The organism is uncultured Oscillibacter sp., assembly GCF_947654275.1.
Lineage (GTDB): Bacteria > Bacillota > Clostridia > Oscillospirales > Oscillospiraceae > Oscillibacter.
In genome coordinates, this window is record NZ_CANTJS010000061.1 from 1 (window position 1) to 15318 (window position 15318).

General features: G+C 62.7%; 15 protein-coding genes. 8 read left to right on the plus strand and 7 right to left on the minus strand.

All coding sequences use genetic code 11. The features are described from left to right. The 4 genes from Q0063_RS12610 to Q0063_RS12625 all read left to right on the plus strand — a co-directional run. A partial coding sequence (locus tag Q0063_RS12610; RefSeq protein ID WP_297872334.1) for a DUF4860 domain-containing protein occupies window positions 1-417 on the plus strand: 417 nt, incomplete at its 5' end. Then, a complete protein-coding gene (locus Q0063_RS12615) occupies window positions 414-884 on the plus strand; it encodes a hypothetical protein (protein ID WP_297872335.1) in 471 nt (156 codons plus the stop codon). The genes Q0063_RS12610 and Q0063_RS12615, both read left to right, overlap by 4 nt. Further along, window positions 877-1317 carry a hypothetical protein gene (locus Q0063_RS12620; RefSeq protein ID WP_297872336.1) on the plus strand — a complete coding sequence of 147 codons (441 nt, stop codon included), beginning with the start codon at window positions 877-879 and terminating at the stop codon, window positions 1315-1317. The genes Q0063_RS12615 and Q0063_RS12620 overlap by 8 nt, the downstream gene beginning before the upstream one ends. 48 nt (window positions 1318-1365) lie before the next feature. Further along, entirely contained in the window at window positions 1366-2421 is a 1056-nt protein-coding gene (locus tag Q0063_RS12625; protein ID WP_297872337.1) for a type IV pilus twitching motility protein PilT, read from the plus strand. Window positions 2422-2654: 233 nt separating this feature from the next. Here Q0063_RS12625 and Q0063_RS12630 read toward each other — a convergent pair whose 3' ends face one another. The 7 genes from Q0063_RS12630 to Q0063_RS12660 all read right to left on the minus strand — a co-directional run bounded on the left by Q0063_RS12630 (window position 2655) and on the right by Q0063_RS12660 (window position 11058). Then, window positions 2655-3422, minus strand: a complete 768-nt coding sequence (locus tag Q0063_RS12630) for an HAD family hydrolase (protein ID WP_297872338.1) — start codon at window positions 3420-3422, stop codon at window positions 2655-2657. Between the two features lie 114 nt (window positions 3423-3536). Further along, complete coding sequence (locus Q0063_RS12635) at window positions 3537-4604, minus strand: endonuclease/exonuclease/phosphatase family protein (protein WP_297872339.1); 1068 nt, start codon at window positions 4602-4604, stop codon at window positions 3537-3539. Between the two features lie 49 nt (window positions 4605-4653). Continuing rightward, window positions 4654-5667 (minus strand): LacI family DNA-binding transcriptional regulator, encoded by a 1014-nt coding sequence (locus tag Q0063_RS12640; protein ID WP_297872340.1) that lies wholly within the window; start codon window positions 5665-5667, stop codon window positions 4654-4656. After that, complete coding sequence (locus tag Q0063_RS12645; protein WP_297872341.1) at window positions 5648-6343, minus strand: hypothetical protein; 696 nt, start codon at window positions 6341-6343, stop codon at window positions 5648-5650. Before Q0063_RS12645 ends, Q0063_RS12640 begins: the two co-directional genes overlap by 20 nt. Window positions 6344-6629: 286 nt before the next feature. Next, window positions 6630-7895 carry an ABC transporter substrate-binding protein gene (locus Q0063_RS12650; protein ID WP_297872342.1) on the minus strand — a complete coding sequence of 422 codons (1266 nt, stop codon included), beginning with the start codon at window positions 7893-7895 and terminating at the stop codon, window positions 6630-6632. Between the two features lie 154 nt (window positions 7896-8049). Beyond that, window positions 8050-9171 (minus strand): ABC transporter ATP-binding protein, encoded by a 1122-nt coding sequence (locus Q0063_RS12655; RefSeq protein WP_297872343.1) that lies wholly within the window; start codon window positions 9169-9171, stop codon window positions 8050-8052. A gap of 21 nt (window positions 9172-9192) precedes the next feature. Continuing rightward, the gene (locus tag Q0063_RS12660; protein WP_297872344.1) at window positions 9193-11058 is read right to left on the minus strand and encodes an iron ABC transporter permease; all 1866 of its coding nucleotides are present in this window, start codon (window positions 11056-11058) and stop codon (window positions 9193-9195) included. A 377-nt stretch (window positions 11059-11435) separates the two neighbouring features. Between Q0063_RS12660 and Q0063_RS12665 the strand changes: the two genes are divergently transcribed. The 4 genes from Q0063_RS12665 to Q0063_RS12680 form a co-directional block, all read left to right on the plus strand. Further along, complete coding sequence (locus Q0063_RS12665; RefSeq protein ID WP_297872345.1) at window positions 11436-12479, plus strand: LacI family DNA-binding transcriptional regulator; 1044 nt, start codon at window positions 11436-11438, stop codon at window positions 12477-12479. Window positions 12480-12688: 209 nt separating this feature from the next. Next, window positions 12689-13459, plus strand: a complete 771-nt coding sequence (locus tag Q0063_RS12670) for a DeoR/GlpR family DNA-binding transcription regulator (RefSeq protein ID WP_297872346.1) — start codon at window positions 12689-12691, stop codon at window positions 13457-13459. Between the two features lie 3 nt (window positions 13460-13462). Then, a complete protein-coding gene (gene pfkB, locus Q0063_RS12675; protein WP_297872347.1) occupies window positions 13463-14371 on the plus strand; it encodes a 1-phosphofructokinase in 909 nt (302 codons plus the stop codon). Window positions 14372-14612: 241 nt separating this feature from the next. After that, window positions 14613-15318: PTS transporter subunit EIIC (locus Q0063_RS12680; RefSeq protein WP_297872348.1), on the plus strand; the 706-nt coding region annotated here is incomplete at its 3' end.

Below are 15318 nucleotides of genomic sequence, written 5' to 3' on the forward strand. Positions count from 1 at the left end.
GCCTGCGTGCTGGCGGTGCTGCTGACCGGAGCCAACGCCTACCGGCGTCTGACCCAGCGGGACCAGGAGGCCTATCTCCGCCGGACCTGCGTCCAGTACCTGGCCACCCGGGTCCGCCAGGCGGACAGCCGGGACCGCGTATCGGTGGAGAGCTTCGGCGGCGCGGACGCCCTGGTTCTCACGGAGACCGACGGAAGCTATACCACCCGTATCTACTGCTATGACGGCTGGCTCATGGAGCTCTACGCCGCCGCAGACGCCGATATGGAGCCCCAGGACGGCGAGAAGGTCCTGGAGCTCAGCAGCCTGCGCCTGACTCTGGAGGACGGGGCCCTGACGGCGGACACGGTGGATACGGCGGGGGCCTCCGGCACTCTGCGGATGACCCTCCGCAGCGGAGAGGGGGCGGCGGCATGAAGAGCAAGGCCCCTCTCGTCCTGATGGAACAGATGGTGATGCTGCTGGTGTTCGCCCTGGCCTCCGCCCTTTGCCTTCAGGCCTTTGTGAAGTCCGACGACCTCTCCCAGCGCAGCGCCGCCCGGGACCGGGCCGCCGTAGAGGCCCAGAACGCCGCCGAGACCCTCCGGTCTCAGAGCGGGGACATGGGAAGCGCCCTGACCCAAACCGCCGAAGCCCTGAACGGTGAATACGCCCAGGGCCTTTTCTGGCTGGACTACGACGAAAACTGGACGCCTATTGACTATGACGCCTGCGGCATGGAGGCCCCTGCGGCGGCCTACCGGCTGGAGGCCCAGGGGGTCCCTGCGGACGTGCCGGGACTCCAGACCGCCTCGGTCACGGTGGAGAACATCGAAGACCCGGCGAGCCCTGACGTTCTCTTTTCCCTGAATGTTTCCTGGCAGGAGGTGAACGGACGTGGATAAGGCAGGAATGGCAAGACGGGTCCATTTCTCCCCTCCGGCGGTAGGAGGCGTTTCTCTGCTGGTGGTGTTTGCGGTACTGTGTCTGACGGTGTTCGCTCTGCTGAGCCTGACCACCGTCCGGGCGGACGTCCGGCTGGCGGACGCCTCGGCCCAGGCGGTCAGCGATTACTACGCTGCCGACTGCCAGGCCCAGGAGATTCTGGCCCGCCTGCGGGCAGGCGAGACCCCGGACGGCGTGACCTGGTCCTCCCCCATGGAGGGCGGGGAAACCGAGTACAGCTATACCGTTTCCATCTCAAACACCCAGGAGCTCCAGGTGGAGGTTCTGGTCTGGCCGGACGGACGCTGGTCCGTTCAGCGCTGGCAGGCTGCGGCCGCCGGCGGCTGGGAGATTGACGAGGGCCTGGAGGTCTGGGACGGAACGCCGTTTTGATCTGTGAATACAGGTTCTTACATTCATGAGAAGCAAGGAGGCCATTTGATGGCGGAATTACTGGATTACTTAAAGCGGGCGGTTGACGATAAGGCGTCCGATCTCTTCATCGTGGCCGGAGGCCCGGTCTGTGAAAAGCTGGACAAACGGATGGTCCCCATCAGCGAGGGGCGGGTCTTCCCCCAGGAGACGGAGGAGCTCATTATGGAGCTCTACAAGCAGGCGAAGCGGGACCCCTCCATCTACCAGCGCCGGGGGGACGACGACTTTTCCTTCTCCGTGTCCGGGCTGGCCCGGTTCCGGGTCAACACCTACCGGCAGCGGGGCTCTCTGGCGGCGGTGGTCCGGGTGGTGTCCTTCGACATTCCCGATTGGGAGCAGCTGGACATCCCTCCGGAAATCATGGCCCTGGCGGACACCACCCACGGCATGGTGCTGGTCACAGGCACGGCGGGCAGCGGCAAATCCACCACCCAGGCCTGCATTCTGAACCGCATCAACCAGACCCGGGAATGTCACATCATCACCCTGGAGGACCCCATCGAGTACCTTCATCGGGACGTGAAGAGCATCGTCAGCCAGAGGGAAATCGCCATTGACACCGAGGATTACCTCTCCGCCCTGCGGGCCTGCCTGCGCCAGGCTCCGGACGTCATCCTGCTGGGAGAAATGCGGGACCAGGAAACCATCCACACCGCCATGACGGCGGCGGAAACCGGCCACCTGCTCATTGCCACTCTCCACACCCGGGGCGCCGCCAACACCATCGACCGCATTGTGGACACCTTCCCCAGCGGCCAGCAGGACCAGATTCGGGCCCAGCTGGGCATGGTGCTGCGGACCGTGGTCTCTCAGCAGCTGGTACCGGGGACGGACGGCAGCCTGGTCCCCGCCTTTGAAATCATGCACATGAATCCGGCCATTCAAAACCTGATTCGGGGAAACAAAATCAACCAGATTGACAATATTATCAGTGCCTCCAGCCAGGCGGGCATGATTACCATGGACAAATATCTGGAAAAGCTCTGCCGGGCCGGGCGGATTTCCAAGGCCACCGCCGTGGAATACGCCATGGATTCCGAGTCCCTGAGCAAACGTCTCTGAGAACCTGTATTCACAACCATTGCACGCCGTCTGGCCGGTCTTTTTCCCATCATGCTGCGTCGATCTCCCTTGCCATACGTCAGTATGGCTGCGGGCGCTCTCCTTGTCTGACGAGAAAAACCCTCGCCCATCCGGCATCCCCCGGCTATGAATACAGGTTCTAAAAACTCTGGAACGAACGAAGAAAGCACCTGCCTTCTCCCAAAGGCAGGTGCTTTTTCCTGTTTCTTCATTTATTTCGGAGCCATGGCCGGGTTGATTCCGTCCAGCCAGCCGGTGAGCTCCCGGATATCCGTAATCACCACATCCGGCTGTTCTGCCGCTCCCTGAACCGCCGCGTCCTTCTGGGCAGAGAGGTGGGACCCGATCTGCACCGCCCTGGCAAAGCCCGCTCCCTTGGCGCCGATGATGTCCCGGGAGATGGTGTCCCCCACATACACGCAGTCCTCCGCCTTCACCTGCATCTGCCGCAGGGAGATGCGGAAGATTTCCGGGTGGGGCTTACGGTAGCCGGTGACGCTGGAAACCGTGACGTCCTGCATATAGGAGCGGATGCCGTAATCCTCCAGCACATTGAAAACGTTGTACAGCGAGGCGTTATTGGAGATGACGCCCAGCTTGTAGCCCCTGGACTTCAGGGACTCCAGCATGTCCTGAACGCCGGGGCGGAGCTCCCGGTGAAAATAGGTCAGTTCCCACATGTTGGCCAGGTCCTCTGTAATGGGCAACAGCTTTTCCCGGTCAAAGCCGAAGTCCCGCAGATAGAAGTCCGGCCAGATTTCCTCCGGCTTCTTCTCCAGCCAGACGGACTCGCTCCAGCTCTTATAGGCCTTCAGCCCCGCCAGAACCCTTTCCTGAAACGCCTCCGGACCGCAGCCGGGGTTCAGGCCCGCCGCCTCCAGCATCTCCCGGAGCCTCTCCATCACAGCCGCCAGGGTCTCGCTGTTGTTCCAGATATCTTCCAGGGTGCCGCCCATGTCAAACAGTACCGTGTTCAGCATCCGATTTCCTCCTCTTACGCTTTTTGCTTTTTCTTGCGCCTCTGCTTTTTTCTTGCGCTTCCGCTCTCTTCCTGTGCCTTTTTCTCACATCACGCCGTCTGTCCTTCTCCGGCCTCACTCCAGGGCGCAGGAGGCCCAGACGGCGTTATGGTCGGAGAGCTCCTCCCCCGCAAAGGCCGCCAGAGACGAGCCCGGCAGGGCAAAGCCGCAGTCCTCTTTCCGGGTGGAGACGGTCCGGCTCTCCAGGGGCCGGGCTCCCCGGACCAGCAGCCAGTCCAGCCGCAAATCCAGATGTCCGCCGCCGGGCAGGGGCTTGCGCCGGGTGGCGGCGGAGGGCAGAGATGTCATGCGGTTGGTGGCGGCGGGAAGCTCCGGCAGCAGGCGGTAGCCCGCCGCCTCCGCCGCCGGCAGGCATTCCTCCCACGCTGTCACATCCTCCAGACAGCGGCGCTGGAGCTCGGGACTCCCGGCCACGGCCTTGATGGCGTCCTTGTCCCGGCCGTCGAAGGTGTTGGTGTTCAAATCACCGCCCAGAATCACCGGCATCCCGGGGAACATCCGCTCCGCCGCCGCCAGAACGGCGTCCAGCTGAGCCTTGCGCCCAGGGCCGTGGGTGCGGTTCTCCAGATGGATGGACGCCACGCCCACCGGCCTGCCGGCCACCTCCAGCTCCGCCAGAACGGCCAGCCGGCCCCCGATGCGGCGCTGCCGGTCGAAATACCAGTTATACTGCTCCCGCAGACGGACCACCTCTGCCCGCCGGATGGGCCAGCGGGAGAAAATGGCGTTGCCGTGGAAGCCCTTGGGGTCCTCCCCGTTCACCAGCTCGATGAACTCCAGACCGAAGGCCGCATTCATGCCCAGCCGCTCTGCCAGCTCCAGGGCGGTGTTCTTCCCCCCGGAGCGGACGCAGCCGTCGTCCAGCTCGTTGGCCAAAATCACGTCAAAGGGCCGGATGGCCGGACAGGTCTCCAGAAAATCCCCCAGCTCCGCCAGATGGACGCCCCGCTCCATGTTGAACACCAGCACCCCCAGGGCCTCCGGCGTCTCCTGGGGCGGGGGAACCAGACCGGAAAGCTCCGCCTGGGAAAACTGCGGAATCCGCGCCATGACCGACTCCTGTGAAGCCTGCTCCAGCAGCGCCCCCAGGCGCTGCCGCTCCTCGTTGGGCAAACCTGTCATATCTGTCCGCCTCCTTCTATCCTTTCAATTTTGGTTTCCTTCCCGCCGTTCAGGGAGTACCCGAAACCCGCCGGCAGGTGGACCGCACAACCAGCTCCGGCCGGAGCAGGTCCACCGTCCGTTCCCGGCGGCCCTGGATCTGCTCCAGCAGCCGTTCCACGGCGATCTCCCCCAGCCGGAATTTGTGCTGGGACACCGTGGTCAGATGGATGCGGGGCAGGGCCGCGAAGGAGATATTGTCATAGCCCACCAGGGACACGTCCTCCGGGATGCGGACGCCCCGCTCCTCCGCCGCCTCCATGATTTTCAGGGCGGTGATGTCGGAAAAGGCAAAAATCGCGCTGGGCAGCGACCCGCCCCAGAACAGCTCCAAAGCCTGTTCATAGCTCCACTGCCGCAGCTGGCGGATGTCCCCCGCCGCGGTCAGGTCCCGGCCCTCAACGCCTCCCTCCGCCAAAGCCTGACGGAAGCCCTTCAGGCGGAGCTCCCGGGTGCGGGAGGTATCCCGCCCTCCGAAAAAGAGGATGTCCCGGTGGCCCAGACCCAGCAGATACCGGGCGGCCTCATAGCTTCCGGCGGTGTTGTCCGCCATGACATAGCTGCATTCCTCACTGTGGTTGATGCCCAGATAGACACAGGGCAGATTCCCCATCAGAGCCCTGTGCCGGGCCTGGGACTGGGGGGAGATGGCGGAGATCAGAATGCCGTCAATCTGCCGGGCCAGGAAGCTGTCGATGCTTTTCAGCTCCTGTTCCGGGTCCCGCATGGAATTGCTCAAGAGCACCCGGTAGCCCTCCTGCGCCGCCCGGCGCTCAATGGCCGTGGCCATATCAGCAAAGTAGGGATTGGAAATATCCGGCACCAGCATGCCTAAAATATGGGTCTTCTGTCCCGTCAGGCTCCTGGCCGCTATGTTGGGCACATAGTCCAGGACGCGGCAGGCCTCCCGGACCTTCCGCTTGGTCTCCTGGGTAATCTCCGGACGGTCATCCAGGGCGCGGGATACGGTGGCGGCGCTGACCCCCGCCAGGGCCGCCACATCCTTAATCGTTGCTCTCTTCATCGTCATCCATATAAAGCAGCATGGCTTCGTCCTGGGCGGAACGGAAGGAGGCCGCAGCCTCCGGGCCGAGCTCAGGATACGCCTCTTCAGGCGTCCCGGCCTCCGGCGCTTCCGAAGCACCGGACTCCGGAGCTTTTGGAGCCTCCGGAGTCTCCGAAGAGGCCTGCTCCTGTTCCCCTTTCCGGGCGGCCTCTTTGGCGGCGGCCTCCCGCAGCTCTTCCTGTATGGTTTTCCGCTCTCTATGCAGCAGCGCAGGGCTGAAACGCCTGATGGCCAGATAGATCAGCCAGGTCACGGCGTTGCCCACCAGAACCGGCGGCAGTCCGTAAACGGAAATCAGCCACAGCATCCCGGGCCGGACCTCCGGGTCCAGCAGGAAAACCGAGGCATAGAACATGCCCAGAATCACCGCCAGCCCCCCAAAGCTCCAGGGGGCAATGCGCTTGTCCTTTAAAAAGAACAGCAGGCAGCTCAGGGCCGTGCCTGCGGCGGCAACAATCAGACCGTGGACAGCCACGGTGGCCGAAGCGCTGGCAAAGGCCACGGCGTGATACAGGGGTTCCGCCAGCAGGCCGTACATCAGCCCAAACAGGCAGAGGTTCAGAAGGGCCGCGCCGAACACGGCCAGAATAAAGGGGCTCTTTCTCCGGTTGTGCTTGTCGATGAACAGACTCATGCCGACCTCCCCGGGCAGGACGGACGCCGGAGCTGTCCGGCACACGGCCCGTTCCCGCCGTGAAAACGTTTTCTGTTAGTCGCCGCAGGGGGTTTTACCCGTCAGCGGCTTTGCCGCCGTTTGAAAACCGGTATCTGCCGGTTTTCAGCCGTGCCGGCTATATTCGCAAATCATAGGCGTTTCCGCGGTGAAAGTCAACCCTGAACCCGCTGACAGCCGGGAAAAAGCGGCGGACGGAACGTCCGCCGCTTTTCAGGTCCTTTTTTCCTGGAACCGTGCGCCGTTCTCAGCCCAGCTGCTGCCAGAAGTCGCGGACCGTGTTGTAATTGTAGTACATCTCGTTGGCGTCGAAGGGCGCCACATTGATTTCCGCGAAGGGGGTGGAGCCTTCGGCGGGCTCCAGGTCGTCACGGACCGGCCAGCCGCCCAGGGTGTTGAACGGGGCGTATCCGCTGGTATCGCCGTCCACACCGCCCATCATGAAGCGGACCAGGAGCTTGGCGGCGGAGGGATGGTCGCTGCCTTCCACGATGTACAGGGTATTCACGGCGGGGATGCCGGTGTCGGGCACCAGATTCACAGGGGCGAAGACCCAGCCGTTATCGGCGGCCTTGCGCAGCTTGGAGGAGGCGCAGAAGCCCACAGGGGGGTCGGACTGGCCGGGAGTGCCCACAGACTCGGCAATTTCGTCGGAGGAGGCGGTGAAAATGGGGTTGTTGGCGTGGAGGCGCTTGAGGAACTCAAAGCCGGCGTTCTCACAGCCGTCGGAGAGGACCAGGTCCTCACCGTAGAGCTCCTTATAGGCGTCGGCCAGGCGCTGGGGCTCGTCGCCCACGCAGAAGCCGGTAATCCAGGAGCCCCAGGCCAGGTTATCCAGGGGGTTCTGCATCATGATCTTGCCCTTCCACTGGGGTTCGGTGAGCTGCCAGAGGTTGGTGACGGGAGAGCCGTCGGGATAGGCCTCGGTGTTGTAGAACAGCTGGGTCAGCTCAATGTACAGCGGGGTGGTGGTCTCCGTATACAGGGGGTCGATGTGGGCAAAGATATCGGCGGGCTTGTAGTTGTAGAAAATCTTGTTGGCAACATATTCCAGATACATGGACCCGTCCTGGTCCTTGATGTGGACCACGTCGGCGGTGGGAGAGCCGGCCTCATACTCGCGGGTCACCTTCTCCAGCAGGTCGTTGGTGGAGATGTCGAAGGGCACGCACTCCAGGCCGGGATACTTCTCCATAAAGGCCTCCGCCACCTTGGTGCAGCGGGAAGAAATGGAGTACAGGGTCACGGTGGCGCCCTCCTCCAGGGCCTTCTGATACAGCTCTTCGTCGGTCTCGCCGGTCTCATAGATGCCGGAGCTCTGCTCCCACTCGGTGAGGTCGCCGGCGGCGGGGTCCGCGGGAGCGGTCTGGCCGGCGTCGCCGCCGGAGGGCTGCTGGGCGTCGCCGCCGCCGGAACTGCCGGAGCCGCTGTTTCCGCCGCCGCAGGCGGCCAGACTCAGCACCATGACCAGGGCCAGCAGAGCAGCCAGCCAGTTTTTACGCTTGAACATCATTCTTTTCCTCCTTCAATTCTTCCATGGTTTGGGGGTGCGGATTTCTGTGGCAATGTGAAGCGGCCCTTGCCGCCGGAGCACTGGTTTGTTTCTTTGCTTCCGCAGTCCGACCGCCGGCCTGCGGCAAAACCCTCGGTTTCATTCAGCGGAATCCTTACACGCAGTATTTAATCAGGTTCTCGCTGGCGGTGTCGAAGACATTGGCCTTTTTGGCGTTGAAGCTGAGGTAAACCGTTTCGTCGCTGCCGTAGTGGGTGGAACCCAGCTCCTTCACTGTCACCAGAGCGCCGCCCACCCGAACGGTGACCAGGGTCTCGGACCCGGCGGGCATGCCGGAGTACACATGGGCCTCCACCCGGTGCTCGTCGTCCCGGGTGCGGCTGATGGTCAGCTGCTCCGGCCGCAGGCCCAGGGTCACCTCCACCCTGCCGCTTTTGGGGGCCTGGGGAGTCATGTCCGCCCGGGCAAAGGTCACCTGGCCCATGGCGCTGTCCACGGTCATGCCGTCCTCCGTCACCTGGGCGGCGCCCTTGATAAAGTTGATGCTGGGGTTTCCGATGAAGTCGGCCGTATAGAGGTTGCACGGATTGTCGTACAGCTCCAGAGGCGGGGCCACCTGGACCAGCTCGCCCTTGCGGTACAGGGCAATGCGGGTGGACATGGTCAGCGCCTCCACCTGGTCGTGGGTGACATAGATGATGGTGGTGCCGGTCTCGTGGTGGAGCCGCTTCAGCTCAGAGCGCATATCCACCCGGAGCTTGGCGTCCAGGTTGCTGAGGGGCTCGTCCAGAAGGAGCAGCCGGGGTTCGGACACGATGGCCCGGGCAATGGCCACACGCTGCTGCTGTCCGCCGGAGAGCTCCGTGGGGTAGCGCTTGGCGTACTCGCCAATCTGCATCCGCTCCAGGGCGCTGGCCACCTTCTTCGCGATGACATCGCTGGACTCCTTGCGGATTTTCAGGCCGAAGGACACATTATCAAATACCGTCATATGGGGCCACAGGGCATAGGACTGGAACACCAGGTTCAAATTCCGCTGGGAGGGCGGGGCGAAATAGGCCTCCGCCGCGTTGACAATCTCCTTGCCGTCCATGTGGATGGAACCGTTCTGGGGCTTCTCCAGGCCGGAGACCACCCGGAGCGTGGTGGTCTTGCCGCAGCCGGAGGGGCCCAGCAGGGTCATGAAATCCCCGTCCTCAATGGTCAGGTTCAGGTTTTTCAGCACGTGGTTTTTTCCATAAAATTTATCAACATTGGTCAGAACAATCTTGCTCATGATTTCCTCGTCTCCTTTCTCTCAGCCGGCCATGCTCTTGGCAAGATCGGCGTCTCCAAAGATGTTCGCCAGAGCGTACACCAGAAATACGATGGAGAACATTACGATGGCCACACAGTCCGACGCCTGGGGGCAGTTCTGGTTCTGATACTGGAAGGCCAGATAGGGCAGCGTCGTGGTGGTGGGGGTCATAATCAGGATGATCAGATCCAGCTCCTTCATAATGGAGACGAAAATCAGCATAAACCCGGAGATAAATCCGCCCTTGGACAGGGGAAACACGATTTTCACAAAGCGCTGGAAAAAGCCCGCGCCCTCGATGGCGGCGGCCTCCTCCAGCTCGCCGCTGATCTGCATCATGTTGCTGGTGCCCGCCCGGGAGGCAAAGGGCAGGTGCTTCACCACGCTGGTCAAGGTCAGCAGGGCGAACGTGCCGTACAGCGCCGGAATCAGCGTCACGCCGAAAATGGTCTGGTCCTTGGAGAACATGGAGAGGTAAATGCCGCCGAAGGCCACGGAGGGAATCAGGTAGGGAATGAACACCAGCTGCTCCACCAGGCGGCCATGGAAGGTGCCCCGGCCCTTGGCGCAGATATAGCCCAGCATCTGGCCGAAGATGGTGCCGAAGACGCCGTTGACAAAGGTGAGCTTCAGGGAGTTCCACAGGGACAGCTTGAAATTGCTGTTCTTGAAGATGCCCGGCACGCCCTCCATAATGTTGGGGTTCCCCTCTCCAATCCAATAATACAGGGTGAAATTGGACAGGGAATAGGTGCCTTCCGTCATCATGCAGCTCTCCACAATCAGGATCATCACCGGCATGATGATGCCCACGATGAAAAAGACGATCAGGACCAGCGTAATTAGGGGCTTCCAGCCTGCCAGACCGATGGGGGTGGACCGGCCGCCCTTGCCGCCGATGGTGGCATAGGACTTCCGGGAGCCGATGAGGCGCTGGTTGATGAACACCGACAGGGAGGCGATGCAGATCATCAGAATCGCCATGGCAAACGCCGTCTGGGTGTTCTGGGAGCGGTTATTGGAATAGAGCTCGCTGGACAGGGTCCTGAAATTCACCGGGGAACCCAGATAGTTGATGGTGCCGAAGGTGCCGATGGCCTTGGAGAAGGTGAGGATCACCGCCGACAGCATGGCGGGCAGCACCAGGGGCAGGGTGATTTTCCGGAGAATCAGGCCCTTGCTGGCGCCCTGAATCTCGCCCATCTCCTCCAGCTCGGAGTTGATGGAGTTCAGTGCCGCGGAAACCAGCAGGTATGTATAGGCATAGTAGTGCAGGGTCAGCACGATGATGACGGCAATCTGCCCGTAGGCAATGGGGGCCAGCACCGTTTCAATGGTCTCCGTGGACATCCCCGCCTTCAGCATGATGGACGCCACGAAGCCCGGTGCGCCGCCTACCCGGGGCGTCTTGAACATGGACAGCCAGGCCTGTGACTTCACCCAGGAGGGAATCATATAGGGGATGATCACCGCCAGGGAGAAGAAGGGCTTGAAGGGCAGGTCCGACCGGACCATCAGCCAGGCCAGCACGGAGCCCAGGGTGATGGCGCAGACAGACACGCCGGCGCCGATGACCAGGGAATTCATCAGGGGCTTGATCAGCAGGTTCATGGACATGTCGCTGGCAAGCAGCCGCTGCCAATAGTAGAATGTAAACTCTCCGGCCACGCCGCCGGGTACGGAACGCAGGTCCCGCTGGGCCAGCTTGAACGTGGTGGCCAGCATGTCTACCAGCGGAAAAACAATCAGATAGGTCAGCAGTATGATGGCCACCAGCACAATGACGTTGTAGGGATTCGTGACCACTGCCTTAATCTGGTTTTTCAGACGCCGGGACTTTGAAAAATTCTGCTCATTTGGTTTCATCAGACACGGGCAACCTCTCTTTCTCCTGAATTTGGATGCGTTTTCTCCCCTCACGTTTATGCAAACGTTTCCGGTTTCTTGCTCTAACCATATCATTCCGCCGCGGCGCTTGTCAAGAGACTTTCTCATTTTCCATAGATATGTACAGGAGTCTCCTTTATTTTTATAGCTTTTGCACAATAGGCGAAACCCGAAAACTTTGGTATAATGAACCGGAAAGGGATAGTTTTTCCCGGGCCAACTTGTCTGTTTTCTACAAAACCGTCTTGCGGCGCCGCTGCAATCGTCCGTCCGGCTGTCTCCGGGCCGCCGGGATGCCGCCGGTCCGCAAACGTTACCAATTCAAACGGGCTCCGCCCGGTCAGGAGGACCCGCCTATGCGTTCCATCACCATCAAGGATATCGCCCGGCTCTCCGGCGTCTCCGTCACGACGGTCTCCCGCGCCCTGAACAACGCCCCGGAAATCAGCGAGGAGACCCAGGAACGGGTTCTGCGGGTCTGCCGGGAACAGGGCTATCGGACCAATCTTCTGGCCCGCAGCCTGATTTCCAGCCGGTCCCATCTGCTGGGGCTGGTGCTGCCGGAGCTCGCCAATCCCTACCACGCGTCCCTCTCCCTGAACATAGAGCTCTGCGCCCGGGAACTGGGCTATCAGATCATGCTCTGCTGCGGCCGGCCGGAGAAGGGGCAGATGAAAAGCCCCTTCGACCTTCTGCTGAGCCAGCGGGTGGACGGCATTCTGATGGCCAGCACCAGCGACAGCGCCTATGCCCTGCCGCAAAACGGCCCCGGCGGCGTCCCCTGCGTCGTGCTGGGGGCCTGCGCCGCGGAGAGCACCACCGCCCGGACCAACACCGTCAGCGTGGACAACTTCATGGGCGGCTACATGGCGGCGGAATACCTGTTCCGGCTGGGCCACCGGAACACGGCCTATCTGGGCCTGCGGCCCGGCAGCTCCACCCACACCCTGCGGAACCAGGGCTTTCTCACCGCCGCCCGGACCCTGGGCATGGCGGTGGAGGTGGTGGAAAACCCAGACCCCTCCTCCTCCATCGAAAGCGGCTGCCGCATGGCCCGGCAGCTGTTCCGGCGGCCCGGCTTTTGTCAGACCGCCGTGTTCGCCGCCTCCGACGCGGTGGCCCTGGGGGTCATCCAGGTGGCGGACGAGCTGGGCCTTGCCATTCCGGAACAGCTGTCCGTCCTGGGCTTCGACAATATCGAATACGCGGCCCTGCCCAACATCCGCCTGACCACCATCTCCCAGAACACGCCCCTGCTGGCCCGGTCCGCCGTGCGGCTGCTGATGGAGCTGATTGAAAGCGGCGAGGACGCCGTTTACACCCGCAAGCTGGTGACGCCCTCCATCATCCAGCGGGCCACCTGCCGCCCCCTCTCCTCCGAAGAGGCTCCGCCGGCATAGGCCCCCGCCGTTTCCAGGCGGCCTTGTGCGTTCCCGCGTTCAGAACCAACCGGGCCGGTCCCTTTCCTTCGCTCTTTTGCACAAAGGGGAACCGTCATTTTCTATGACCACGTGACCGAAAGTGATTGACTTTGATTGTTATTGGCTGTATGATAAAGGCAAGCCAACAAATCCAATCATTTCCACGCAGCCCAGCCTGAGCGCACAGAATGAAGAGGAAACCGGAGGTGAAGTCCATGCTGGCGGAACAGCGGGCGGAAAAAATTATGACGGAGCTCAGCGCGCGGCGGACGGTCAGCGTGACGGATCTCTGTCTTGTGACAGGGGCCTCCGAGGCCACCATCCGCCGGGATCTGAACGCCCTGGCCCGTCAGGGCAGGCTGAGCAAGGTCCACGGCGGCGCAACGCTGCCGGGAGGCGAGTTTTACGGCGAGGAACCGGACATGGAGACCAAGCGGCAGCTGTACACCGAAGAAAAGGACCGGATTGCCCGGTATGCCGCCGGACTGGTGCAGGACGACGACATTGTATTCATGGACGCGGGGACCACGGTGCTGCGCATGGCGGAGCATCTTCAGCCCTCCGGCGCACTGTTCCTCTCCAACAGTCCGGAGTGCGCCTGCCGTCTGCTGGAGCGGAATCTGCGGACCTATGTGCTGGGCGGGATGATGAAGCCCGGCACCATGGCCGTCACGGGAGCGGAGGCCATGGAGGGCCTGCGGCGCTACCATTTCACCAAGGCCTTTCTGGGGGTCAACGGCATCACCATCGGTCAGGGCTTCACCACGCCGGACCCGGAGGAGGCGGCGGTGAAGACGCTGGCGGCCTCCCGGGCCCGGACCGTCTACGTGCTGGCGGACGCCAGCAAATTCGGCCGGGTAACGGCGGCGTCCATGTTTCCCATCGAGGCGGCCCGGGTCATCACGGACCGGCTCCCCAATCAGCAGTACCGAAACTATACGGAGATCAGGGAGGTTTAGGCTGTGGTCTGCACGGTGACATTCAATCCCGCCCTGGATTATGTGCTGCACATGAGTACCTTCCGCCCCGGCGCGCTGAACCGCAGCAAAAGCGAAGAATTTCAGTGCGGCGGCAAGGGCGTCAATGTATCCATCGTCCTGCACAATCTGGGCATCGAAACGACAGCCCTGGGCTTTCTGGCGGGCTTCACCGGTCAGGCATTGGACCAGGGGCTCCGCCGGGCCGGCGTGCGGACGGACTTTATCTGGCTGGACGAGGGCTATACCCGGGTCAATCTGAAAATCAAGGCCGGTCAGGAGACGGAGATCAACAACCCCGGCCCCCCCATCCCCCCCTCGGCTCTGGAGGCCCTTTTTCAGAAGCTGGACCGGCTGAGGGCGGGGGACATTCTGGTGCTGGCGGGCTCCGTGCCCATTCCCTCGCCGGAGGACGTCTGCCGCCGCCTCCTGACCCGGCTGGAGGGCCGGGACATCCTGACAGTCATCGACGCCGCCGGGCCGCCGCTGCGGGCGGCGCTGCCCTGCCGCCCCTTTCTGGTGAAGCCCAACAGCCTGGAGCTGGGAGAGTTTTTCGGAGCCGGGGGTCCCCTGACGGAGGAGGCGGAGGTCCTCTCCTGCGCCCGGCAGCTTCAGGCCCAGGGGGCCCGGAACGTGCTGGTGTCCATGGCGGGGGACGGCTCCCTGCTGTTGGACGAAACCGGCGTCAGCCGCCGTCTGGGGGTTCCCCCGGGGCAGGTCCGCAACTCCGTGGGGGCCGGGGATTCCATGGTGGCCGGCTTTCTGGCCGGCTGGCTGGAGTCCGGGTCCTATGAGGCCGCCCACCGCATGGGGGCCGCCGCCGGCTCCGCCACCGCCTTTTCCGACCGGCTGGCCACAGGGCCGGAGATTCGGGCCCTGCTGAACGCATTTTAACGGGAATCAGGCCGCGGCCCCTGAAAAGGGCCCGGCTGATTATAAGAACCTGTATCCACAACCGCTGAACGCTGTCTGAGCGGTCTTTTTCCCGCCATACCGCGTCGGTTTCCCCTGCAATCCGTCAGGATTGCTGCGGGCGCAAAAGACCTACTTGTCTGACGGGAAAAATCCTCGCCCATCCAGCATCCCCCGGCTATGAATACAGGTTCTAAATTGATATGAGAAAGGAAGAAACGCAATGAAAGAAAGAGTCCAAAAATTTGGACGGTTCCTCAGCGGCATGGTCATGCCCAACATCGGCGCGTTCATCGCCTGGGGCCTCATCGCGGCCCTGTTCATCCCCGACGGCTGGCTGGGCTGGTGGGGTCCCGCCGAGAAAATCAACTCCATGGTGGGTCCCATGCTCCGTTTCCTGCTTCCCATTCTGATCGGCTACACCGGCGGCAAGGCCGTGGGCGGCCAGAAGGGCGCGGTCACCGGCGCCTTGGCCACCCTGGGCGCCATCGCCGCCACGGAGAGCACCATGTTCATCGGGGCCATGATCTGCGGTCCCCTGGGCGGCTGGTTCATCAAGAAGTTCGACAAGGCCATGGAGGGCCATATCCCCGCGGGCTTCGAGATGGTGGTCAATAACTTCTCCGTGGGCATCATCGGCGGCATCCTGTCCGTGCTGTCCATCTTCGTCATCGGCCCGGTGTGCGTCCAGATCACCGACATCCTGGGCCAGGGCGTTCAGTTCCTGGTGGACCGGAGCCTGCTGCCTCTCACCGCCGTTCTGGTGGAGCCCGCCAAGGTCCTCTTCCTGAACAACGCCATCAACCACGGTGTATTCACCCCCATCGGCACGAAAGAGGCCGCCGAGCTGGGCAAGTCCATCCTCTTCATGATTGAGTCCAACCCCGGCCCCGGCCTGGGCCTGCTGCTGGCCTACTGCGTGGCGGGCA